Raw genomic sequence first — 21,723 nt, forward strand, 5'->3', positions numbered from 1 at the left:
CGACCGATCGGTCGGTTAATTGATATACTGCCTCCCTCGCCCCTGTTGCAGGCGAAGGAGATCCGCCATGTATACGCAATCCTTCAACGTCCCGGACGCCGCGGACGACCCGAAGACAAGCACGCTCAAGGCCGTGGCACGACCGCCGAGCGAGGCCGAAATCGCGCTTCAGGCCCGGTTTGATACCCGGGTGGACGCCGACGAGAAGATCGAGCCCAAGGACTGGATGCCCGACGCGTACCGCAAGACGCTGGTTCGGCAGATCAGCCAGCACGCCCACAGCGAAATCGTCGGCATGCTGCCCGAGGGCAACTGGATCAGCCGCGCACCCAGCCTGAAGCGCAAGGCCATCCTGATCGCCAAGGTGCAGGACGAAGGCGGACACGGCCTGTATCTGTATTCGGCCGCCGAAACCTTGGGCACCAGCCGCGGACAGATGCTCGACGCGCTGCACAGCGGCAAAGCCAAGTACAGCTCCATCTTCAACTACCCGACGCTGAACTGGGCCGACGTCGGCGTGATCGGCTGGTTGGTCGACGGCGCTGCGATCATGAACCAGATCCCCTTGTGCCGATGCAGCTACGGACCCTACGCCCGCGCCATGATCCGGGTCTGCAAGGAGGAATCGTTCCATCAGCGGCAGGGCTACGAGGCCTTGCTGGTCATGATGAAGGGCAATGACGCGCAAAAGGCCATGGTTCAGGACGCGGTGAACCGCTTCTGGTGGAAATGCCTGGCCATGTTCGGCCCGCCGGACAGCGACAGCCCCCACAGCGCCCAAGGCATGCGCTGGGGCATCAAACGCATTTCCAACGACGACCTGCGTCAGAAGTTCATCGATGCCACGGTGCCGCAGGCACAGGTTCTGGGCGTCAGCCTGCCAGACCCCGACCTGAAGTGGAACGAAGCTCGCGGGCACTGGGACTATGGCGAAATCGACTGGGATGAGTTCTGGTCCACCGTCAACGGCCATGGCCCGTGCAACAAGGAACGCCTGGCGACCCGTGTCAAGGCGCACAACGACGGCCAGTGGGTGCGCGACGCCGCGCTGGCCCACGCCCGCAAACAACAGCAACGCAGCATCCAGGAGGCCGCATGAGCGCCGATCAGAAAAGCACCGCCCCCGCCCTGAAGGAATGGCCCCTTTGGGAAGTCTTTGTCCGCAGCAAGCAAGGCCTCGAGCACAAGCACTGTGGCAGCCTGCACGCCAGCGACGCGCAGCATGCGCTTCAAATGGCGCGGGATGTTTACACGCGCCGCCAGGAAGGCGTGAGCATCTGGGTGGTGCCGTCGGCCGCGATCGCGGCGAGCGACCCTGGCGACAAGGGGGAGTTCTTCGATCCGGCGGCCGACAAGATTTACCGCCACCCGACCTTCTACGAAATCCCGGACGAAGTGGGGCACATGTGATGGACGCCAGCACTGCCGTATCCACCGCACCGACGGACTACCTGCTGCACCTGGCCGACAATGCCCTGATCCTCGGTCAGCGCAACGCCGAATGGTGCGGACATGGCCCCATCATCGAGGAAGACCTGTCCATGGCCAACAACAGCCTGGACCTGATTGGCCAGGCCCGGTTGCTGTACCAGTACGCAGCCCAGCAGCGAGGCCAGGGTGCGACCGAGGACAGCCTGGCGTACTTCCGCGACGTCCCCGATTTTCGCAACTACACCCTGGTGGAGTTGCCACACACCCCGCCCCTAGCCGCTCCGGCCCGCGCGGATCGCGACTACGCCACGACGATCGTGCGCAACTTCCTCTACAGCGCCCTGATGGTGCTGGTTTGGGAACGCCTGAAGGCTTCGCCCGATGCACAACTGGCCGCCATCGCTGCCCGGTCGCTGAAGGAAGTTCACTACCATCTGCGCCACTCGCGCGACTGGCTGGTGCGATTCGGCGATGGCACCGATGAATCCCATGCCCGCGCCCAGGCCGCGCTGGATCATCTGTTCCCCTATACGGCGGAGTTCTGGACCGCCAGCCCGGCCGAGACGGCCGCCCAGGCTTCGGGCACCGGCGTGGATGTGGCTGAACTGCGCGCCGACTGGACCGCCCTGGTGGACGACGCCCTGGCCGAGGCCACGCTGACTCGCCCGGTCCCCGGCGGCTATATCACCCAAGGCAAACAAGGTGTGCACTCGGAACACCTCGGGTTCGTCCTTGCGGAAATGCAGAGCCTGGCGCGCGCCCACCCTGGTGCCACCTGGTAAGCCGGCGGCCCTGCAGCGATGAACACCCCAGCCTCTTCGCATTCGTCCACGCAAGCCGAGGTCTGGGCCGCGTTGGATCCGTTGACCGACCCGGAGATCCCGGTGATCACGCTGCGCGAGATGGGCATCCTGCGCGAGGTGCGACAAGGCGGGGACGGTGTGACCGAAGTGGTGATCACGCCCACGTACAGCGGGTGTCCGGCCATGGGCCAGATCGAGGACGACGTGCGCGCCGCTCTCGCAGCCGCCGGCATGCCCGCGCGGGTGGTGACGCAACTTGCGCCCGCCTGGACGACCGACTGGATGAGCGAGGTGGCCCGCGAAAAACTGCGCGCCTACGGCATCGCGCCACCGCAGTGTGCCAGCCATGCACCCGCTGGCGGCTCAGCCGTGGTGCGCTTTGCGGGCAGGTCGCCCTCGGCCACGGATGTGCCCTGCCCCCGATGCGGCTCATCCAGCACCACCGAGATTTCCCACTTTGGCTCCACAGCCTGCAAGGCGCAATACCGCTGCCTCGATTGCATGGAACCGTTCGACTACTTCAAACCCTATTGATCCGACAGGAAGGAGACGCGCATCCGGCGCGAAACAACATGTCCGCAGCTCCCCGTTTCCATGAACTTTCCGTCGCCCGCGTCAACCCCGAAGCCGCCGGTTCCGTCGCGATCGCGCTGGCCATTCCCGAGCCATTGCGCGAGACCTTCGCCTTCCAGCCAGGGCAGTTCCTCACCCTGCGGTCACAGATCGATGGGCAGGACGTTCGGCGCAGCTACTCGATCTGTTGCGCCCAGAGCCACCTCGCTAGGGAAGGGGAACTGGAAATCGGCATTCGCCCGATGGACGGTGGCGTCTTCTCGAACTGGGCGGCGACCCGGCTGAAGCCCGGCGATACGCTGGCGGTGATGCCGCCCGATGGTCGCTTCACTTCGAAGCGGCCCCGCGCGCTGCACCGAGTCGGTTTTGCCGCCGGTTCAGGCATCACGCCGATCCTCTCCATCATGGCCAGCACGCTGGAAGATCAGCCCAACTCGAAGTTCACCCTGGTCTACGGCAACCGGCGCATGGACAGCGTGATGTTCAACGAGGCTCTGCAGGATCTCAAGGACCGCTACCCGGATCGGCTGACGCTGATCCACATTCTGTCGCGCCAGGCCCAGGAAGTGGACCTGCTGCAGGGGCGGATCGACGGCGACAAGGTGCGCGCGATCATCGCCTCCCTGCTGCCGGTCGGTAGCATGGACGAGGTCTTCATCTGCGGACCCGAGGCCATGATCGAGGCCACGGAATCGGCGCTGCTCGAGGCAGGTGTGCCGCGTGAACGTGTGCACACCGAGCGCTTCACCTCGCCCACATTGGAGAGCCTGACGCCCGACGCACGCAAGGCCGCCATGCAGAGTCACGCACCGGTTGCCGAGGGCTCGGTCGCGCTCACCGTGGTGCTGGATGGCAAGCCCCACGAAATGCGGATGAACCCCGACCAGCACGTCCTTGACGTGGCCCTGGCAGCCGGCCTGGACCTTCCCTATTCGTGCCGCGGCGGCGTGTGCTGCACCTGCCGCGCCAAGGTCCTTCAAGGCGGCGTGCAGATGGACCGGAATTTCACGCTGGAATCCTGGGAGACCGACAAAGGTTTTGTGCTCAGTTGCCAGGCCCGACCGACCAGCGAGCGTCTGGTGGTGAGCTACGACGAGCGCTGAAGCGCGCCAGGCCCGGTCAGCAACCTGACGTCTCAGGCCAGGCACAAAAAAAGCCCCGCATTGCGGGGCTTTTTCATGTCGAGTGCGTCCCGGCTCAGAAGCGCCAGCCCAAGCCAACACCCAGGAGCAAGGGGTTCACATTGAGGCTACCCGAGTTGACACCGCCGACATAGACGTCGGTCCCCATCCAGACCTTCTTCAGATCCAGGTTGAGGTACATGTTGTCCTTGAGCGGAATGTCCACGCCAGCCTGCAAGGCGCCACCCCAACTGCTGTTGTTGATGGTGACACCGGCTGGCAGGCTGACACCGGAGAAATTCGTGTAATTGATACCCGCGCCGACATAAGGCTTCACCGGCAGGCCGTCGAAGTGGTACTGCAACAGGAGCGTCGGCGGCAAGACCTTGATCGAACCGATCGACGTGTTGCCGGCATTCACCGTCATTTTTTGGGGCCAGGTCAGGATCAACTCAGCTGCCACGTTCTTGTTGAAGAAGTAGCTGATGTCAACCTCAGGAATCCACTTGCTGTCCACGTTCAGATCCAGCGCGGTTGCGACGCCGGACGTGCTGTTGTAGGTGTCAACGTACACAGCACGCGCACGCACCATCCAGGGACCTTCGGTCTTCTGTGCCTGTTGCGCAAGAGCAGCGCCAGAGGCAAGGGTGCAGAGCACGGCGGCGGCAATGATATGTTTCTTCACGATCAGCATCCAATCTTCAAAAATTAGGCCCGGGAAATCCCCGGACGCAATTGGAATTTGGACCACCCGCCGCTCGTTTGACAAAAATCAAACACTCGCCGGCTCATCGCCCGCCGACACAACAGTTTGAGCCAGATCAAACCGCCACAGCGGCTTCGTTGCGAGCCCGCGACAAAGCCGCGTGCCCGCATGACCGTCTCAGACGGCCGCCAGGGCTTGATCGAGGTCGGCCAGAAGGTCGTCGATATGCTCGATGCCGATCGACAGACGAACCATGTCCGTGCTCACACCGGCTTTTTTGAGTTCGTCCGGATTGAGCTGGCGGTGGGTGGTGGAGGCCGGGTGACAGGCCAGCGACTTGGCATCACCGATATTGACGAGCCGGGTGAACAATTGAAGCGCATCCTGGAAATGTGCACCGGCGGCAATGGCGTCGGCCGCCCTAAGCCCAAAACTGATGATGCCCGACGCACGGCCGCCCATGTATTTCTGCACCAGGGCGTGATCCTTGTGGTCTGGCAAGCCGGCGTAATTGACCCAGCCCACTTTGGGATGATTCGTCAGGTGACTCGCCACCTTGACGGCGTTTTCGCAGATGCGGTCCATGCGCAGCGCGAGGGTCTCGACACCCTGCAGGATCTGAAACGCATTCATGGGAGAGAGCGCCGCTCCCATGTTGCGGAGGGGAACAACGCGTGCGCGCCCAATGTAGGCTGCCGGGCCCAGCGCTTCGGTATAGACCACGCCGTGGTAGCTCACGTCGGGCTCATTCAGTCGTTTGAAGCGGGCTTTGTGTTCGGACCAGGGAAACTTGCCGCTGTCGACAATCGCACCGCCGATGCTGGTGCCGTGGCCGCCCAGGTACTTGGTGAGCGAATGCACCACGATGTCGGCGCCATGCTCGAACGGACGGCACAGGTACGGGCTGGTGACCGTGTTGTCCACGATCAGCGGCACCCCGGCTGCATGGGCCACGGCCGCGAGGGCGCCGATATCGGTCACGTTGCCCAGCGGATTGCCCACGGATTCGCAGTAGACCGCCTTGGTGCGCTCGTCGATCAGCGCGGCAAAAGCGGCCGGGTCGCGCGGATCGGCAAAACGCACCGTGATGCCCATCTGTGGAAAGGTATGGGCAAACAGGTTATAGGTTCCGCCGTACAGCGTGGATGCTGAAACGATGTTGTCCCCCGCCTCGGCGATTGTCTGGATCGCATAGGCGATGGCGGCCATGCCGGATGCCACCGCCAGTGCGCCGATGCCGCCTTCCATCGCCGCCAGTCGCGCTTCGAGCACGCCGTTGGTCGGGTTCATGATGCGGCTGTAGATGTTGCCCGGTACCTTCAGGTCAAATAGGTCGGCGCCGTGCTGGGTGTTGTCGAAGGCATAGGCCACCGTCTGGTAGATCGGGACTGCGACGGCCTTGGTGGTGGGATCGGGGCTGTAGCCGCCGTGAACGGCAATGGTTTCGATTCTCATGAAGTCTCCTGTGATCGACGAAAAGGCAGCCAGGGATTGTGCGGCAGCACAGGCCGCGATGCGGCGTGCGCGCTCAGGGCCGCACCAGCGCCACGTTCGATTCCCCGGCCTGCAGCACGCCCAGGGCCTGGGCGGCCCCGCGGCTGAGGTCGAGGATGCGCCCGCGCGCATGCGGGCCGCGATCGTTGATACGGACCTCGATCTCCTGCCCGGTATCGAGGCGGCGCACCTTGATGCGCGTGCCGAACGGCAGTGTCGGGTGCGCCGCGGTCAGCGCATACATGTCGAAGCGCTCTCCGCTGGCGGTACGCCGGCCGTGAAACCGGCCACCGTACCAGGATGCCGCGCCGCGGGCGATTTCCACGCCCTCGCTCAGCCCAGGTCCCGACGCAGAGGGCCCATCGGTCTGACCGGCCACATCCTCCTCTGCATCCGGAACCGACAAGACCGTGTCGAGCGAATAGATCGACGAAGCTTCCGTATCGCCCTGAGCCCAAGCGGTGGGGAGATGGATGTCCGCAAATGACGGCCCAGCCACAAAAAGTGCGGCCAGGCTCGCCAGCAGGCCGGTCGCAGCGCCGCGGCCCACCCGCTTGAGCCCCGCATGCATCGTCGTGCTCATGCCAGGCCCAGCCGCCTGACGATCTCTGTCGTCGCGGCGCTCTGGTTCATGGTGTAGAAATGCAGGCCCGGTGCACCGGCGCGCACCAGCTGCTCGCACAGCGCGGTGACCACATCCAGCCCGAACGCACGGATCGACGCGGTGTCGTCGCCGAAACCCTGCAGCCGCAGACGGATCCAGCGCGGGATCTCGGCGCCGCAGGCGTCTGAAAAACGCATGAGCTGGGTGGAGCTGATGATCGGCATGATGCCGGGAACCACCGGCGCGTCTACGCCCATGCGGGCCGCCTCGTCCACGAAGCGGACATACGCATCGGCGTTGTAAAAGTACTGGGTGATCGCAGAGTTCGCACCGGCCCGTACCTTGGTGGCGTACGCCCGCAGGTCCGCCTCGGCGGAGCGCGACTGCGGATGGATCTCCGGATAGGCCGCCACCTCGATGTGAAAGTCGCCTCCGGTTTCAGCGCGGATGAAAGCCACCAGGTCGCTGGCGTAGGCAAATTCGCCGCCCGCGCCATAGCCGCTGGGCAGGTCGCCACGCAAGGCCACCAGGCGCTTCACGCCCATGCCTTTGAGGGTTTGCAATTGCTCGCGCACCGAAGTGCGGGTGGCGCCCACGCAGGAGAAATGCGAGGCCGCGGCCACACCCTCGGCCAGGATGGCGCCCACCGCGGAAAAAGTGCCTTCCTGCGTGGAGCCTCCCGCACCATAGGTGACCGAACAGAACTGCGGCGACAGCGCGTACAACTTCTGGCGCACGCCGCGCAGCTTTTCCACGCCTTCGGGTGTCTTGGGTGGGAAAAATTCAAAACTCAGAGGCAGACGCACCCCGGTGGTGTCCTTCTCGCCCTGGGGCATCCCGGCTTCGCTCATGGCCATATCGTGCCTCCTTCCATTCATTCATCGGACCGCTTGCGGGCCCAGACAAAAAACTCGCGGTTGCCGTCGCCGCCGGCGATCGGGCTGTCAAACCAGCCGGCCACCGTCAACCCGAGCGACTCGCAGGCGTCACGAATGCGCCGCTCGACCACCGCGTACAGCGCGGGATCGCGCACGATGCCGCCCTTGCCCACCTGACCTGGCTGCAGCTCGAATTGCGGTTTGACCAGCGCCAGCAGGTTGCCACCCGTCTTCAGGAATGGCACCAGTGCCGGCAGCACCAGGGTCAATGAAATGAACGACAGATCACCGGTCACGAAGTCGAATTCTGGCTCAGAACCAGCCTCTCCCAGCGTCGACTGCTCGTCATCAGCGATCAAATCAGAAGCATCCAGTTCGCGCGCATTGACGCCTTCAATGCAGGTCACTCGTTCGTCAGCGCGGATGTTCGGATGCACCTGATTCGAGCCGACGTCGACGCCGACCACGTGGGCAGCCCCATGCTGCAACAGGCAGTCGGTGAACCCCCCGGTGGACTGGCCGATGTCCATGCAGCGCAAACCAGCCACCTGAAGCCCGGTGGATTTGAGCGCCCCTTCGAGCTTGAGCCCGCCCCGTGACACATAGCGCGCCTCTGCCGTGTCCAGCAGCTCGATCTGCGCGTCACCGGGCACCTCGTCGCCGTTCTTGGCGATACGCTTCCAGGGCGAGCCGGCATCGAGCCGCCACTGCACGCCAGCGGCAATCAGCCGCTGGGCCTGCGAGCGCGAAGTGGCCAGGCCGCGTTCGCCCAGAAGCTGGTCGATGCGCATGCGGCTCAATAACGGTAGGTGTCGGGCTTGTACGGGCCCTGCTTGGGCACACCGATGTAGGCGGCCTGCTCGTCCGACAGCTCGGTCAGCATCGCGCCGACCTTCTTCAGGTGCAGCCGGGCGACCTTCTCGTCCAGGTGCTTGGGCAACACGTAGACCTTGCCGATTTCGTAGTAATCGCTGTGGGTGAACAGCTCGATCTGCGCAATCGTCTGGTTGGCGAAGCTCGACGACATGACGAAGCTCGGGTGCCCGGTGCCACAGCCCAGGTTCACCAGCCGGCCCTTGGCCAGCAGGATGATCTTCTTGCCGTCCGGGAAGATCACGTGGTCCACCTGCGGCTTGATCTCTTCCCACTGGCAATCGGCCAGCGCCTCCACTTCGATCTCGTTGTCGAAGTGGCCGATGTTGCAGACAATGGCCTGGTCTTTCATCGCCGCCATGTGGGCACGGGTGATGACCCCCTTGTTGCCGGTGGCGGTGACGAAGATGTCCGCATGGGCGGCCGCGTAGTCCATGGTGACCACGCGATAGCCTTCCATGGCCGCCTGCAGCGCGTTGATCGGGTCGATCTCGGTCACCCAGACCTGCGCCGAGAGCGCCCGCAGCGCCTGGGCCGAACCCTTGCCCACGTCGCCATAGCCGGCCACACAGGCCACCTTGCCGGCGATCATCACGTCGGTGGCGCGCTTGATGCCGTCCACCAGCGATTCGCGGCAGCCGTAGAGGTTGTCGAACTTGCTCTTGGTCACCGAGTCGTTCACGTTGATGGCGCGGAACAGCAGCGAGCCCTTGGCCGACATTTCCTTCAGGCGGTGCACGCCGGTCGTCGTTTCCTCGGTCACCCCGATGATCTGGGCGGCCTTGCGGCTGTACCAGGTCGGGTCGACGGCCAGCTTGGCGCGAATGGACGCGAACAGGATGCGCTCTTCCTCGCTATGGCCGTCGCCCGCGACCAGCGACGCATCCTTCTCGGCACGCTTGCCCAGGTGCATCAGCAGCGTGGCGTCGCCGCCGTCGTCCAGGATCATGTTCGGGCCTTCGCCCTCGCTGCCGGCCGCACCGAAGTCGAAGATGCGGTGGGTGTAGTCCCAATAGTCGGCCAGCGTCTCGCCCTTGACGGCGAACACCGGCGTGCCGCTGGCGGCAATGGCGGCGGCGGCATGGTCCTGCGTGGAGTAGATGTTGCAGCTGGCCCAGCGCACCTGGGCGCCCAGCGCCTGCAGCGTCTCGATCAGCACCGCGGTCTGGATCGTCATGTGCAGGCTGCCGGTGATGCGCGCGCCCTTGAGCGGCTGCTTCGCAGCAAATTCCTCGCGGATGGCCATCAGGCCGGGCATTTCGGTTTCGGCGATGCGGATTTCCTTGCGGCCCCAGTCGGCAAGCGACAGGTCGGCAATGGCGCAATCGGAAAAGACAGGGGTATCGAGTCGGGCGTTCATGGTGGGCTCCAAAGCACGTTCAGAAAAAGCCACTGAGGGGGAAAAGACAGGCTCACCGCACACTTCAGTGGATGAGCGTCGTTGCATGAATGGGTTCCGAGCCTCACGCCCCGCACAAAAGGGGACGCTGCAACGCTCCTCGGAACGATGGATTATAGAAGCAGGCGGCAAATCCCCGCTCGCCGGTAAAATCCGCGCTCCGGCCGGCTGCCGCTGAACTCGCGCTCGCCGGTCCGGCCGCTTGTCCGCCGGGGCGCGCCCGCCCCCACCCTCACGTTCTGGAATTCCTGTGTCCTACGCCTCCGAAACCCGGCGCCGCCGCACCTTTGCCATCATTTCCCACCCCGACGCCGGCAAGACCACGCTGACCGAGAAGCTGCTGCTGTTCTCCGGTGCGATCCAGATCGCCGGCAGCGTGAAGGCGCGCAAGGCCAGCCGCCACGCCACCAGCGACTGGATGGAGATCGAGAAGCAGCGCGGTATTTCGGTGGCCTCGTCGGTGATGCAGATGCTGTACCGCGAGCACGTCATCAACCTGCTCGACACCCCCGGCCACAAGGACTTCAGCGAGGACACCTACCGCGTGCTGACCGCCGTCGATTCGGCGCTGATGGTGATCGACGCGGCCAACGGCGTGGAAGCGCAGACCCGCCGGCTGATCGAAGTCTGCCGCCAGCGCGACACGCCCATCATCACCTTTGTCAACAAGATGGACCGCGAGGTGCGCGACCCTCTGGACATCCTGGACGAGGTGGAGCGCGAACTCGGCATGCCCTGCGTGCCCATGACCTGGCCGGTGGGACAAGGCAAGACCTTCGGTGGCATCGTGAACCTTCGCACCCAGGCCATGACGGTGTTCGAATCCGGCAGCGAACGCCGCCCGCAAGACTTCGAAACCGTGCCGCTGGCCGACCCGTCCTCCCTGAAGGCCCGCTTCGGCCACGACTGGGAAACTGCCATGGAGAGCATGGAACTGGCCACCGGCGCCTCGCCGGCCTTCGACCGCGAGGCCTTCCTGGCCGGCAAGCAGACGCCGGTGTTCTTCGGCTCCGGCGTGAACAACTTCGGGGTCATGGAGGTGCTGGACGCGCTGGTGGATCTGGCGCCGTCGCCCGGCCCGCGCAAGAGCGCGCTGGTCGTCAACAAGCAGCCGGTGGAAAAAACCGTGTTGCCCGACGACGAAGGCTTCTCCGGCGTGGTGTTCAAGGTGCAGGCCAACATGGACGCCAACCACCGCGACCGCATCGCTTTTGTGCGCGTGGCCTCGGGCAAGTACATGCCGGGCATGAAGCTCAAGGTGCAGCGCTCCGCCAAGGAGCTGCGGCCGACGTCTGTGGTCACCTTCATGTCGCAGCGCCGTGAGGCCGTCGAGGAGGCCTACGCCGGCGACATCATCGGCTTCACGACCCATGGCGGCGTGCAGCTCGGCGACACCATCACCGACGGCGCCAGCCTGCAGTTCACCGGCCTGCCCTTCTTCGCGCCCGAGCTGTTCATGACCGTGATCCTGAAGAACCCGCTGCGCACCAAGCAGCTGCAGACCGGGCTGGAGCAGCTCGGCGAGGAAGGCGCGATCCAGGTTTTCAAGCCCGAAGTCGGCGGCCCCATGCTGCTGGGCGCGGTGGGCCAGCTGCAGTTCGAGGTGGTGCAACACCGCCTGAAGAGCGAATACGACTGCGACGTGCGCCTGGAAGGCTGCCAGTACACCGGCGCGCGCTGGATCACCGCCGACACGCCCGCCGAGCTGCGGGAGTTCACCAACGCCTACCCGCAACGCCTGGCGCTGGACGCCGCCAACACCCTGGCCTACCTCTGCACCAGCCCCTACGACGTGCGGCTGGCACAGGAGCGCTTCCCGAAGATCCATTTCCACCCGCTTCGGGAGCACGCCGGGCTGGCGCTGGGCAGCGCGGCCTGAGCCACACCATGCGTGCGTTGAACGAACTCCCCCGCACCGTGGCTGCCGGCATGCACACGGTGTTCAGCGACATCGACGACACGCTGACCACCGATGGCCAGCTCGTGCCACAAGCCTACGTGGCGCTGGACACCTTGCGCCGCGCCGGCCTGCGCGTCATCCTCATCACGGGGCGCCCAGCGGGGTGGTGCGACCACATCGCCCGCATGTGGCCGGTTGACGCGGTCATCGGGGAAAACGGCGCCTTCTACTACTGGCACGATCCGGTCGAACGCAAGCTCCAGTGCCGCCATCTGCTGGACACGGTGGCCCGCCAGACCAATACCGAACGGCTCGCGGCCGTGCGCGACACCATCCTGCGCGAGGTGCCTGGCTGTGCCGTGGCGTCTGACCAGTTCTGCCGCCTGTACGACCTGGCCATCGATTTCTGTGAAGACGTCCCCGCCCTTGCGGATGCCGACGTGGATCGGATCGTCGCTCTGATGGAAGCGGCCGGCATGACAGCGAAGGTCAGTTCCATCCACGTCAACGGCTGGTTCGGCCAGTACGACAAGCTCAGCATGGCGCATCTGCTCATGCGCGAGCGTTACGGCCTGGAGCTGTCGCGGGAGCGAGAAAAGTGCATGTTCGTCGGGGATTCGCCGAATGACGCCCCGATGTTTGCCTACCTGCCGCATGCGGCCGGCGTCGCCAATGTGGCGGCGTTTGCAGGCCGGATGCTTCATTTCCCCAGCTACGTCGCGCCGTCGCGCGGCGGCGCCGGATTTGCCGAGGTGGCGCAAGCCTTGCTGACCGCTCGCCAGCGCTGACTCGACTACTGCGGCTTGGCCAGCCCGAGCTTCTCGACCAGCGCCTTTTCCTTCACAAACGTCTCCTGCGCGAACTTCTGGTACTGCGCGCTGCTCATGTACATGGGCACCATGTCATAGCGCTTGAGTGCGGTGATGTAGCTTTCCTGTTCCATGGCCTGCTTGAAGGCATCATGCAGGCGTTTCACGACGGCCGGCGGTGTGCCCTTGGGGGCGCCAATGCCGAACGGCGAGTTCTGCACCAGGTCCAGGCCCAGCTCCTTGAGCGTGGGCGCGTCGGGGAACTTGGCCAGGCGCTCGGCGCCCCAGGTGTTCAGCACGCGCAGCTTGCCAGCCTCCACCTGCGGCGCGAAGCCGGTGGAATCGGCCGCGGCCATGATGTTGCCGCCCAGGATGGACTGCATCAGGTCGGCGCTGCCCTTGTAGGGCACATGCAGCAATTCCAGGTTCAGCTTCTGCGCGATCAGCTCCATGGTCAAGTGCGGGCTGGTCATGGTGCCCGTGGAGCCGTAAGTCAGCTTGCCCGGGTTGGCCTTGGCCCAGGCGACGAAATGCGTCCAAGTCTTGAGTTGCGAATCGGCGGGCACGACGAGGCCGAAGGCGTAGCCGGTGACATTGAGCACATAGGTGATGTCCTTCACCGGGTCCCAGTTGATCTTGGTGGTGTAGGGCAGGCGGAACACGCCCAGTGGTATCTGGGCGACGGTGTAGCCGTCCGCCGGGGCGGACTGCAGGGCCTGCGCCGGCAGTGTGCCGCCGGCGCCAGGCTTGTTCTCCACGATCACCGGCTGACCCAGGATCTTGCTGGCGTTGTCGGCCAGCGAACGCATGGTGATGTCGGTCGGCCCACCGGCGGGAAAGGCAATGATCAGCTTGATCGGCTTGGCCGGGAAGGCCTGTGCGCGGGCCGTGAGGGCGGGTCCGACCAGCGTGGCGGCGGCGAGTTGGACAATATGGCGGCGTTTCATGGGGTTCTCCTGATCGAATGGCTGTCGTGTACCCCATTCAACCGGAACCCGGCCCCGAAAGCCATCTGGAAAGCCCTGACACACTGTCACCCAGGTTCCAGCCCCGGATCTTGATCAAAAACAGGCAAATCCCAGCGTCGAACGGTCTCAATTAGCTATAACTATCATAGCGATCAACGCCGCGCCAACAACGGCGCCAGCGCCACCCCGGTGTGCGTGCCCGCGCGCACGACGTCCTCGGGCGTGGCAGCCGCGACGATGCGCCCGCCGGCCTGGCCGCCGTCGGGGCCAAGGTCGATGATCCAGTCAGCCTCGGCGATGACATCCAGGTCGTGCTCAATCACCACCACGCTGTGGCCGCCGTCGACCAGGCGGTGCAGCACACGGATGAGCTTGTCGACGTCGGCCATGTGCAGGCCCACCGTGGGCTCGTCCAGCACGTAGAGGGTGTGCGGCGCCTTCTGGCCGCGCCGCGTCACGTCGTCGCGCACCTTGGACAGCTCGGTGACAAGCTTGATGCGCTGCGCCTCGCCGCCCGAGAGCGTGGGTGAGGGCTGGCCCAGCGTCAGGTAGCCCAGGCCCACATCTTTCAGCAGCTGCAGCGGGTGACTGATGGCGGGCAGGGAGGCAAAGAAGTCCACCGCCTCGTCCACCTCCATCTGCAGGATGTCGCCGATGCTCTTGCCGCGCCAGGTGACGGCCAGCGTCTCGGGGTTGAAGCGGGCGCCGTGGCAGGTCTCGCACAGCACCTTCACATCGGGCAGAAAGCTCATGGCGATGGTACGGATGCCCTGGCCTTCGCAGCCCGGGCAGCGGCCCTCGCCGGTATTGAAGCTGAAGCGCCCGGGCCCATAGCCGCGCGCCTTGGCCTCCAGCGTCTCGGCGAACAACTTGCGGATGGTGTCCCAGAAGCCGATGTAGGTGGCGGGGCAGCTGCGCGGCGTCTTGCCGATGGGGGTCTGATCGACTTCCAGCACGCGGTCGATGGTCTCGAATCCCGTCAGGCCGGTGCAGCCGGTGAGCGCGGGAAACTGCCCGGCGGCCATGGCGTCGCGGCCGGCCCGGGTGGCGCGCTGCGTCACCAGCGCCTGGACGCTGGCGAGCAGCACGTCGCGCGCCAGCGTGGATTTGCCGGAGCCGGACACGCCGGTGACGGCAACCAGGCGCTGGAGCGGCACGGCCGCGCTGACGTTTTGCAGGTTGTGGAGGTTGGCCCCGTGCAGGGCCAGCCAGCGAATGGCGTCATCTTTCTGGCTTCTTTTGCCGGTTTCCAACGTCGATTGGTCTTTTATTGCTTCACTTTCAGGAGCAATCTCCGTCACCGGCCGGCGTGCCTGCAGCGGGTGCTTCATGGCGTGCAGCAGGTAGCGCCCGGTCTGGGAATCGCTGGCGCCGGTGATGTCTTTCACGGTGCCCTCGGCGACCAGCCGCCCGCCACGCTTGCCGGCGCTGGGGCCGATGTCGATGATGTGGTCGGCACGGCGGATGGTGTCTTCGTCGTGCTCCACCACCACCAGCGTGTTGCCCTTGTCGCTGAGGGTCTTCAGCGCGTTCAACAGGATCCGGTTGTCGCGCGCATGCAGGCCGATGGTCGGCTCGTCGAGCACATAGCACACGCCTTGCAGGTTGCTGCCGAGCTGCGCCGCCAGGCGGATGCGCTGGGCCTCGCCGCCGCTGAGCGTGGGCGCGCCGCGGTCCAGCGTGAGGTAGCCCAAGCCGACTTCTTCGAGGAATTCCAGTCGGCTTTTGATCTCGGGCACCAGGTCGCGGGCGATCTCGCGGTCGCGGCCAGCCAAGGCCAGCGTGTCCACCCATTGGCGGATGTCCGTGACGGCCAGGCGCGCCAGGTCGGTGATGCCCTTGCCGGCAGCACCCGGCAGCACCCCGTCGCCGAACCGCACGGCGCGCGCCGTCGCGTTCAGCCGTGTGCCCTGGCAGGTCGGGCACACCATGTCGGTGACGTCTTCGGCTTCGGGCTCGGCAAAGGTCTGCTCGCGGCCTTTGTTGTGGTCGTCGTCGCGCACCGAGTCATCGAACACCTTGCGCTGCTCTTTCGTCAGTTTCACGCCGGTGCCCACACAGTCCGGGCACCAGCCGTGCTTGCTGTTGTAGGAGAACAGCCGCGGGTCGAGCTCCGCGTAGCTCGTGCTGCACACCGGGCAGGCGCGCAGCGTGGAAAAGGCCAGCAACTTGCCAATGCCCGCCGTAGGCGAGCCTGCCTGCATGGCTGCGCGCAGGCCGTGCAGGTCGCTCAGCACATGGACCACGCCCTTGCCGTGCTCCAGGGCGCGCGCCAGCGCATCGCGCAGCAAGGTCTCGTTCTCGGGCTTGATGTCCAGGCTCAAGACCGGCAGCTCGATGGTGTGTTCCTTGAAGCGGTCGATGCGCGGGAAGCCGGTGGTCGGCAGGAAGTGGCCGTCCACGCGCAGGTGGGTGTAGCCGCGCGGGCGGGCCCAATCGGCCAGCTCCGTGTAGACGCCCTTGCGGTTCATGACCAGCGGCGCCAGCAGGCCGATGTGCTGCCCGCGAAACTGCGTCATCAGCTGCGCGGCGATGCGCTCCGGCGTCTGCGGCTGCACCGCCGCGCCGTCATGGATGCAATGCTGCACGCCGAGCTTCACATACAGCAAGCGCAAGAAATGCCAGACCTCGGTGGTGGTACCCACCGTGCTCTTGCGCCCGCCGCGCGACAGGCGCTGCTCGATCGCGACCGTCGGCGGGATGCCATACACGGCGTCCACCTCGGGCCGGCCGGCCGGTTGCACGATGCTGCGCGCGTAGGCGTTCAGGCTCTCCAGATAGCGGCGCTGGCCCTCGTTGAACAGGATGTCGAACGCCAGCGTGGACTTGCCCGAGCCGCTGACCCCCGTGACCACGCTGAACTGGCCGCGCGGGATGTTGACGCTGAGCGACTTGAGGTTGTGCTCGCGGGCATTGATGATCTGGATGGCGTTGTCGGCCCCCGTCGCCTGGCGGCGCGCGCGGGCGATCAGTTGCAGCGGCACGCCTTCTTCCGCGCGGTGGCTGCCCATGCCAAGCGCCCGGTCGTACTCGCGCAGGGCCTGGCCCGTGTGAGAAGTGGCGTGCAGGCGCACCTCCTCGGGCGTGCCCTGGGCGACGATCAGGCCGCCGGCGTCGCCGCCTTCGGGGCCGAGGTCGATCAGCCAGTCGCTGGCGCGGATCACGTCGAGGTTGTGCTCGATCACCACCAGCGAATGCCCGGCATCCAGCAGCTTGCGCAGGGCGCGCATGAGCTTGGCGATGTCGTCGAAGTGCAGCCCGGTGGTGGGCTCGTCAAACAGGAACAGCGTGCCTTTGCGCGCCGTGGGCTGGCGGCTGGCACTGGCGCTCTTTGCCGCCTCCGCCAGAAAGCCGGCAAGCTTCAGGCGCTGCGCCTCGCCGCCCGACAACGTCGGCACCGGCTGGCCCAGCTTGACGTATTCCAGCCCAACATCGACGATGGGCTGCAGCGCGCGGATCACCTCGCGGTCGTTGGCGAACACCGCTGCGGCCTCGCTGACGGTCAGGTCCAGCACGTCGGCCACGTTCATCACGCGCGGATGCACCGCGCCCAGCGGCTGGCGTTCGACAGTGATCTCCAGGATTTCGGGCCGGTAGCGTTTGCCGTCGCAGTCCGGACAGCGCAGGTAGACATCGCTGAGGAACTGCATCTCCACGTGTTCGAAGCCCGAACCGCCACAGGTCGGGCAGCGCCCGTCGCCGCTGTTGAAGCTGAATTTGCTCGCGGTGTAGCCGCGCTGGCGTGACAGCGGCGCGGTGGCAAAGATCTCACGGACGGCATCCCAGGCGCCGACGTAGCTCACCGGGTTCGAGCGCGCGGTCTTGCCGATCGGTGACTGGTCCACGAACACCGCCTCCGACAGGTGGTCCGCGCCCAGCAGCCGGTCGTGTGCCCCGGGGGTTTCCGTGGCCTTGCCGAAGTGCCGCATCAGTGCCGGGGCCAGCACGTCCTGGATCAAACTGGACTTGCCGGAGCCGCTGACACCCGTGACGCAGACCAGGCGCTGCAGCGGGATTTCGACGGTCACGTTCCGCAGGTTGTGCTCGCGCGCGCCCTCAAGGATGAGACGCGGCGTGTGGTCGGTCACCATGCGCTTGAAGCCCATCCCGACCTGTTTGCGGCCCCCAAGGTAGGCGCCGGTCAGCGTGTCGGCGCTGCGCAGCGCCTCGGTCGTGCCGTCGAACACGATCTGTCCGCCGCGCTCGCCCGGGCCAGGGCCCATGTCGATCATGCGGTCGGCCGCCAGCATCACAGCCGGGTCGTGCTCCACCACCACCAGCGTGTTGCCGGCATCGCGCAGGCGCTGCATGGCCTTGATGATGCGGTGCATGTCGCGCGGATGCAGGCCGATGCTGGGCTCGTCCAGCACGAACAACGTGTTCACCAGCGAGGTGCCCAGGGCCGTGGTCAGGTTGATGCGCTGCACCTCGCCACCGCTCAGCGTGCGGCTCTGGCGGTCCAGCGTGAGGTAGCCGATCCCGACGTCGCACAGGTACTTCAGCCGGGTGGTGATCTCTTCGAACAACAGCTTCAGCGCTTGCGTTTCTCCCTCGTTGGCCACGACGTTGGGCACCTGGGTCATCGACTCGAAGAAGCGGCGCAGGCGGTCCAGTGGCAGCAGCATCAGGTCATGCAGACACAGGCCCGGCAGGGCCTCCAGCTGGGCGCGGGGCCAGGCAACCCCTTCAGGCATGAAGCGCTTTGGTGGCTCCATCACCGCGTCGGCATCGGCCTTCGAACCGATGCGCCAGAGCAGGCTCTCGGTCTTCAGGCGCGCGCCGCCGCAGGTGCCGCAGGGCGTGTAGCTGCGGTACTTGGACAGCAGCACCCGGATGTGCATCTTGTAGGACTTGGTCTCCAGGTATTCGAAGAAGCGCTTGACGCCGTACCAGTGCTGGTTCCACTTGCCGTTCCAGTTCGGCGACCCCTGGATGACCCAGTGCTGCTGCTCGGGCGTGAGCTTGTTCCAGGGGGTGTCTCGCGGAATGCCGGCGGTCTCGGCATGGCGCATCAGGTCGTCCTGGCATTCCTTCCAGGCTGGGGTCTGCATCGGCTTGATCGCGCCGGCACGCAGGGTGAGCTTGTCGTTGGGAATCACCAGGCCGTAGTCCACGCCGATCACGCGGCCGAAGCCCCGGCAGGCCTCGCAAGCACCGACGGCCGAGTTGAACGAGAAGGCCGAGGGGATCGGATCGGTGTAGCGCAGGTCGCTGTCGGGGCAGTGCAGTCCCGACGAGAAGCGCCACAGCTCGGAATCCGACGATTCCGTGCCGGCGGGCATCACGTAGACGTTCAGTCGACCCGCGCCGCGCTTGAGCGCCACCTCGATCGCCTCGACCACACGGGCTTTTTCCACCTGCCCGATCCGGAAGCGGTCGGCAACCACGTCCAGCACCTTGACCACCCCCACGCTCCCCGCTGCGCGTGGTTCGCTGCCCCCCGAGGGGGCGCTCGCTTGTTTGGGGCGGCCCGGCACGGCGCTCGTACGCGGCCCGACCGGACGGACCTCTTCCCGCTCGGCCTGCACGCGGGTGAAGCCGCTGGCCGACAGCCACTGCTCCAGTTGTTCCGCGCTGGTGTTGGCCGGCAGTTCCACCGGAAAGGTCAACACCAGCCGCGGCTCGTCGCGTTCGGCGCTGCGCCGCAGCAATTCGGCGTAGATCGTCTCAGGCGTGTCGTGCCTCACCGGCTGCGCGGTCTGCCGGTCGAACAGCTGGCCCGAGCGCGCAAACAACAGCTTCAGGTGGTCGTTCAGCTCGGTCATCGTGCCCACGGTGGAGCGCGAGCTGCGCACCGGGTTGGTCTGGTCGATGGCGATGGCCGGCGGCACGCCTTCGATCTTGTCGACGGCGGGCTTGTCCATGCGGTCCAGGAACTGCCGCGCATAGGCCGAGAAGGTTTCGACGTAGCGGCGCTGCCCTTCTGCATATAGCGTGTCGAAGACCAGGCTCGATTTGCCCGAACCACTGGGACCCGTGACCACCGTCAGTTCGCCGGTGCGAATGTCGAGGTCAAGGTTCTTGAGGTTGTGCTGGCGCGCGCCGCGAATGCGGATCAATCCCTGGGTCATGCGGGGGGGTCTTTCTGGAAGCAGGCCAAAGATTCTAGGCACGGCGGCGATTTGTGTGCGCCAAGGGGGCATCCCGACGCCGGCGCACGAACGTAGAACTACGAATACCGGGGGCAGCGATCCGTTTCTACACTGGCGCACCCAAGGAGATCTCCGATATGAAATGGTTCCACACCTGTCTTTTGGCCGCCGCTGTCAGCTGGACGGCAGGCACGGCCCGCGCCCAGATCCTGATCGGCCAGACCGTCGGCCTCACCGGTCCGGTGGCGGCCACCGTCAAGGAGGCCGTGGACGGGGCAAAGCTGTACATCGATAGCGTCAATGCCAAAGGCGGGATTCGCGGTGAGAAGATCGAACTGGTCACCCTCGACGACAAGTTCGACCCCAAGATCGCCGCGGCCAACGCCAACACCCTGATTAACGAGAAGAACGTGGTGGCGTTGTTCCTCAACCGCGGAACGCCGCACACCGAGGCCATCATGCCGCTGCTGGAAAAGCACGGTGTGGCCCTGGTGGCACCGTCCACCGGCGCAATGCTGCTGCACAGCCCGGTGAACCGGTACATCTTCAACGTCCGGTCCAGCTACCAGCGCGAGGCCGCCAAGGCGGTGGCCCACCTGCACACTCTGGGCATCGACCGGATTGCGGTGGTGCACGTGGACGACTCGTTCGGGACCGATGCGCTGGAGGGCGCCAACAAGGGCTTTGCCAAGGCGAACCTCAAGCCCGTGGCGGTGGTCAAGGCCGACCGCAACAAGCCCGATTACCCGGCAATCGTCCCCGCGCTGGCCAAGACGACGCCGCAGGCCATCCTCTGGTTCGGTTCGGGAACGGCGGTGGCCGACGGCATCAAGGCGCTGCGTGCGGCAGGATCCGCGGCGCAAGTGGTCACGCTCTCGAACAACGCGTCCGCCGGCTTCATCAAGGCTTTGGGTGACGCCAGCCGGGGCGTCATCGTCACCCAGGTGTTTCCTTATGAGAAGTCGTTCTCCTACGGCATCGTGAAAGAAGCCCTGGAACTGGCCAAGGCCAAGGGACTAAATGAGATTTCCCCGGCGATCCTGGAGGGCTATGCCGCGGCCAAGGTGTTGATCGAAGCGCTTCGAAGAGCGTCACCGAACCCGACGCGGCAGAAGCTGCTGGCTGCGCTGGAGAGTCTGCAAAAATTCGATCTGGGGGGGCTGGAAATCAGCTACAGCCCGGACGACCACACCGGGCTGGACTTTGCCGACCTGTCGATCATCGGCAATGACGGAAAATTCAAGCGTTGATCGTCGTGATGCTCAGACCCGCAGCGCTTCGCGCAACTCGCGGGTCTTTTCCGGACCCAGCGCGTCGGTGATCTTCGGCAACAGCGCCAGAAGCTCGTCGTAGTCCATGCAACGCTCCACCGCCACATTGAGGCGGAATCCCCGCAGACCCAGCGTTGCGGTCAATCGGGTGGCCACCGGCCAGGCCTGACTGAACAGCTCCGACTTGTTCGCGGCTGGCAGCGCGGCACCGGGTGCGGCAGCCGCGCTAGGGACGGCACTGGCCGACGGCGGCTGTGCAGCAAGTGGCGCAGTCGGAGCGGGTGCCGCACCTTCAGCGGGAGCCAGAAAGCCAAGGGCCAGCAGATGGTCGATGTCGGTGGCCACGATGCCGAGCCCGGCCGTTGCCGCCAACACCTGATCCACCGTCTTCTTGCCGTCGAACAGGATCATGGCCGACCGTTGACGAGAGGTCAGCTGGGGCGAGCGCTCCTTCAGGGCCAGCTGACCGGCTTCTGTCTTGGCGTATTTCATGCTGAATGGCCCCCAAGTCTGCAAGCGCCAATATTGGCGACGAACTTATTTTGCCTGACTTGCGCCTGCCGCGGCAGAGGCTTTCGCTGCCGGCGCTTCGGCGGGCGCGTGGGTCGCCTCGGCGCCATGCTTTTCGCCACCCATGTCGATATCACCACCCTTGGACAAAATGAACAATGCCAGGCCCGCAAAGATGACAAAACCCACAGCAATTTTCCACATACCGTTTCTCCTGAAAAAAAAGACCCTCGCAAGGAGGGTCTGTCCAACACACCCGCACACGCGGTGCGGGTGAACCAAAACACCCAA

18 protein-coding genes and 1 riboswitch are annotated in these 21,723 nt (G+C 65.5%); of the genes, 8 read left to right on the top strand and 10 right to left on the bottom strand.

All coding sequences use genetic code 11. The features are described from left to right. The first annotated feature begins 67 nt into the window (after nucleotides 1-67). From paaA to paaE, 5 genes are read left to right on the top strand one after another with little or no spacing between them, the layout of a single operon-like run. Complete coding sequence (gene paaA / locus ACMUOY_RS15520; protein WP_413893641.1) at nucleotides 68-1,099, top strand: 1,2-phenylacetyl-CoA epoxidase subunit PaaA; 1,032 nt, start codon at nucleotides 68-70, stop codon at nucleotides 1,097-1,099. Further along, the gene (gene paaB / locus ACMUOY_RS15525; protein WP_413893642.1) at nucleotides 1,096-1,410 is read left to right on the top strand and encodes a 1,2-phenylacetyl-CoA epoxidase subunit PaaB; all 315 of its coding nucleotides are present in this window, start codon (nucleotides 1,096-1,098) and stop codon (nucleotides 1,408-1,410) included. The genes paaA and paaB overlap by 4 nt, the downstream gene beginning before the upstream one ends. Next, complete coding sequence (gene paaC, locus ACMUOY_RS15530) at nucleotides 1,410-2,213, top strand: 1,2-phenylacetyl-CoA epoxidase subunit PaaC (protein WP_413893643.1); 804 nt, start codon at nucleotides 1,410-1,412, stop codon at nucleotides 2,211-2,213. Before paaB ends, paaC begins: the two co-directional genes overlap by 1 nt. An 18-nt stretch (nucleotides 2,214-2,231) precedes the next feature. Next, a complete protein-coding gene (gene paaD, locus ACMUOY_RS15535; protein WP_413893644.1) occupies nucleotides 2,232-2,768 on the top strand; it encodes a 1,2-phenylacetyl-CoA epoxidase subunit PaaD in 537 nt (178 codons plus the stop codon). 38 nt (nucleotides 2,769-2,806) lie between these two features. Beyond that, nucleotides 2,807-3,910, top strand: coding sequence for a 1,2-phenylacetyl-CoA epoxidase subunit PaaE (gene paaE / locus ACMUOY_RS15540; protein ID WP_413893645.1), 1,104 nt, complete (start codon nucleotides 2,807-2,809; stop codon nucleotides 3,908-3,910). Nucleotides 3,911-4,004: 94 nt separating this feature from the next. Here the strand turns inward: paaE and ACMUOY_RS15545 are convergent, their stop codons facing one another. The 6 genes from ACMUOY_RS15545 to ahcY all read right to left on the bottom strand — a co-directional run bounded on the left by ACMUOY_RS15545 (nucleotide 4,005) and on the right by ahcY (nucleotide 9,843). Then, nucleotides 4,005-4,613 (bottom strand): OmpW/AlkL family protein, encoded by a 609-nt coding sequence (locus tag ACMUOY_RS15545; protein ID WP_413893646.1) that lies wholly within the window; start codon nucleotides 4,611-4,613, stop codon nucleotides 4,005-4,007. Nucleotides 4,614-4,811: 198 nt separating this feature from the next. Next, nucleotides 4,812-6,089 (bottom strand): O-acetylhomoserine aminocarboxypropyltransferase/cysteine synthase family protein, encoded by a 1,278-nt coding sequence (locus ACMUOY_RS15550; RefSeq protein ID WP_413893647.1) that lies wholly within the window; start codon nucleotides 6,087-6,089, stop codon nucleotides 4,812-4,814. Between the two features lie 73 nt (nucleotides 6,090-6,162). Then, complete coding sequence (locus tag ACMUOY_RS15555) at nucleotides 6,163-6,711, bottom strand: septal ring lytic transglycosylase RlpA family protein (protein WP_413893648.1); 549 nt, start codon at nucleotides 6,709-6,711, stop codon at nucleotides 6,163-6,165. Then, nucleotides 6,708-7,589: a methylenetetrahydrofolate reductase gene (gene metF, locus ACMUOY_RS15560; protein WP_413893649.1), complete on the bottom strand. Its 882-nt coding sequence runs from the start codon at nucleotides 7,587-7,589 to the stop codon at nucleotides 6,708-6,710. Before metF ends, ACMUOY_RS15555 begins: the two co-directional genes overlap by 4 nt. Before the next feature lie 17 nt (nucleotides 7,590-7,606). After that, nucleotides 7,607-8,401, bottom strand: a complete 795-nt coding sequence (locus tag ACMUOY_RS15565; protein ID WP_413893650.1) for a TlyA family RNA methyltransferase — start codon at nucleotides 8,399-8,401, stop codon at nucleotides 7,607-7,609. A gap of 5 nt (nucleotides 8,402-8,406) precedes the next feature. Beyond that, entirely contained in the window at nucleotides 8,407-9,843 is a 1,437-nt protein-coding gene (gene ahcY / locus ACMUOY_RS15570) for an adenosylhomocysteinase (protein WP_413893651.1), read from the bottom strand. 66 nt (nucleotides 9,844-9,909) lie between these two features. Beyond that, nucleotides 9,910-9,990, bottom strand: a riboswitch (S-adenosyl-L-homocysteine riboswitch). Nucleotides 9,991-10,132: 142 nt separating this feature from the next. Between ahcY and ACMUOY_RS15575 the strand changes: the two genes are divergently transcribed. Then, complete coding sequence (locus tag ACMUOY_RS15575) at nucleotides 10,133-11,761, top strand: peptide chain release factor 3 (protein WP_413893652.1); 1,629 nt, start codon at nucleotides 10,133-10,135, stop codon at nucleotides 11,759-11,761. An 8-nt stretch (nucleotides 11,762-11,769) separates the two neighbouring features. Further along, nucleotides 11,770-12,570: an HAD-IIB family hydrolase gene (locus tag ACMUOY_RS15580; protein WP_413893653.1), complete on the top strand. Its 801-nt coding sequence runs from the start codon at nucleotides 11,770-11,772 to the stop codon at nucleotides 12,568-12,570. A gap of 5 nt (nucleotides 12,571-12,575) precedes the next feature. Here the strand turns inward: ACMUOY_RS15580 and ACMUOY_RS15585 are convergent, their stop codons facing one another. Together ACMUOY_RS15585 and uvrA are read right to left on the bottom strand one after the other, a co-directional pair. Beyond that, nucleotides 12,576-13,538: a Bug family tripartite tricarboxylate transporter substrate binding protein gene (locus ACMUOY_RS15585; protein WP_413893654.1), complete on the bottom strand. Its 963-nt coding sequence runs from the start codon at nucleotides 13,536-13,538 to the stop codon at nucleotides 12,576-12,578. Between the two features lie 173 nt (nucleotides 13,539-13,711). Then, the gene (uvrA, locus tag ACMUOY_RS15590; RefSeq protein ID WP_413893655.1) at nucleotides 13,712-19,630 is read right to left on the bottom strand and encodes an excinuclease ABC subunit UvrA; all 5,919 of its coding nucleotides are present in this window, start codon (nucleotides 19,628-19,630) and stop codon (nucleotides 13,712-13,714) included. Nucleotides 19,631-19,788: 158 nt separating this feature from the next. On the opposite strand from uvrA, the gene ACMUOY_RS15595 reads away from it, so the two are divergent. Continuing rightward, nucleotides 19,789-20,901, top strand: coding sequence for an ABC transporter substrate-binding protein (locus tag ACMUOY_RS15595; protein WP_413893656.1), 1,113 nt, complete (start codon nucleotides 19,789-19,791; stop codon nucleotides 20,899-20,901). Between the two features lie 12 nt (nucleotides 20,902-20,913). Here the strand turns inward: ACMUOY_RS15595 and ACMUOY_RS15600 are convergent, their stop codons facing one another. Beyond that, nucleotides 20,914-21,414 (bottom strand): hypothetical protein, encoded by a 501-nt coding sequence (locus ACMUOY_RS15600; RefSeq protein ID WP_413893657.1) that lies wholly within the window; start codon nucleotides 21,412-21,414, stop codon nucleotides 20,914-20,916. Nucleotides 21,415-21,459: 45 nt separating this feature from the next. Next, nucleotides 21,460-21,636: a hypothetical protein gene (locus ACMUOY_RS15605; RefSeq protein ID WP_413893658.1), complete on the bottom strand. Its 177-nt coding sequence runs from the start codon at nucleotides 21,634-21,636 to the stop codon at nucleotides 21,460-21,462. Nucleotides 21,637-21,723 lie beyond the last annotated feature (87 nt).

The organism is Candidatus Skiveiella danica, from assembly GCF_022705245.1.
Classification (GTDB): Bacteria; Pseudomonadota; Gammaproteobacteria; order Burkholderiales; family Burkholderiaceae_C; genus Skiveiella; species Skiveiella danica.